Origin of the sequence: Kitasatospora sp. NPDC059146 (assembly GCF_042786665.1) — a bacterium.
GTDB lineage: Bacteria > Actinomycetota > Actinomycetes > Streptomycetales > Streptomycetaceae > Kitasatospora.
Genome location: NZ_JBHZCY010000004.1, coordinates 1 through 1,412, shown reverse-complemented (window position 1 = coordinate 1,412; position 1,412 = coordinate 1). Strand labels below are relative to the sequence as shown.

Genomic DNA, 1,412 nt, shown 5'->3' with positions numbered 1-1,412 from the left:
AGGAGGAACGTTCCTCCTGGGCCGCCGCACGCCCGTCCGGCGGCACCCGGGGCTCCGGGCCCGGCGGTCCGTCAGCCGGGCGCCCGGGCAGCCGGTCGGGCGGCCCGGTGGGTGACCCGGCGGGCGGGCGATCAGCAGTCTGACCAGTCCGACAACACTCCCAGTTCCGGTGACCGTCGTACCCTTGGTAGGTGACCGACGCCGTAGCAGCCATCCCAGAAGAAGCAGCCCCGGTCCCGCTCCTCGAACCGAAGGAGGGGATCCCGCCCGTCGTGGCGGACGAGCAGGCGCTGGCCGCCGTCGTCGCCGCCTTCGCCGCGGGCACCGGACCTGTCGCCGTCGACGCCGAGCGCGCCTCCGGCTACCGCTACGGGCAACGGGCGTACCTCATCCAGCTGCGCCGCGCGGGCGCCGGCTCCGCGCTGATCGACCCGATCGCCTGCCCCGACCTGAGCGGACTGGGCGCCGCCATCGCGGACGCCGAGTGGGTGGTGCACGCCGCCACCCAGGACCTCCCCTGCCTCGCCGAGGTGGGCATGAGACCGGCCCGGCTGTTCGACACCGAGCTGGCCGGGCGGATCGCCGGCTTCGCCCGGGTCGGCCTGGGGCCGATGACCGAGAACGTGCTCGGGCTGAGCCTGGCCAAGGAGCACTCGGCGGTCGACTGGTCCACCCGCCCGCTGCCCGAGCCGTGGCTGCGCTACGCCGCTCTGGACGTCGAGGTGCTGGTCGAGCTGCGCGACGCACTCGAACAGGAGCTGGACGCCCAGGGCAAGCTGGACTGGGCCCTGGAGGAGTTCGCCGCGATCGCGGCCGCGCCCCGCCCCGCCCCGCGCACCGACCCGTGGCGGCGCACCTCGCAGCTGCACAAGGTCCGCCGGCGCCGCCAGCTGGCCGTGGTGCGCGAGCTGTGGCTGACCCGCGACCGGATGGCCCAGGAGCGCGACGTCTCCCCGGGCCGGGTGCTCTCGGACGCCGCGATCGTCAACGCCGCGCTGGCCATGCCGCTGAACATCGCCGCGCTGCAGGCCGTCCAGGGCTTCGGCCCGCGGCTGCACCGGCGCCAGCTGGACCAGTGGCTGGCGGCCGTGCAGCGCGGCCGGGAGGTCCCGGAGAACCAGCTGCCGCCGGCCGCCGCCCCGCACGACGGGCCGCCGCCGCCGCGGGCCTGGGCGGAGAAGGACCCGGTCGCGGCCGCCCGGCTCTCCGGCGCCCGCGCCGCCGTCAGCGAGCTGGCCGAGCGCCACCACCTGCCCGCCGAGAACCTGATCACCCCGGACCTGGTGCGCCGGGTCTCCTGGGAGCCGCCGGCCGACCTGAGCGGCGACGGCGTGGCCGCCGTGCTGCGCCGGCTCGGCGCCCGGCAGTGGCAGGTCGACCTGGTGGCGCCGGTGGTCGCCGCCGCCTTCGCC

Annotated in this window: 1 protein-coding gene; it reads left to right on the top strand. The window is 77.0% G+C overall.

Going from position 1 to position 1,412, the window contains the following annotated elements:
- Positions 1 to 191: 191 nt before the first annotated feature.
- Positions 192 to 1,412: HRDC domain-containing protein (locus ACFXPX_RS02470; protein WP_380639308.1), on the top strand; the 1,221-nt coding region annotated here is incomplete at its 3' end.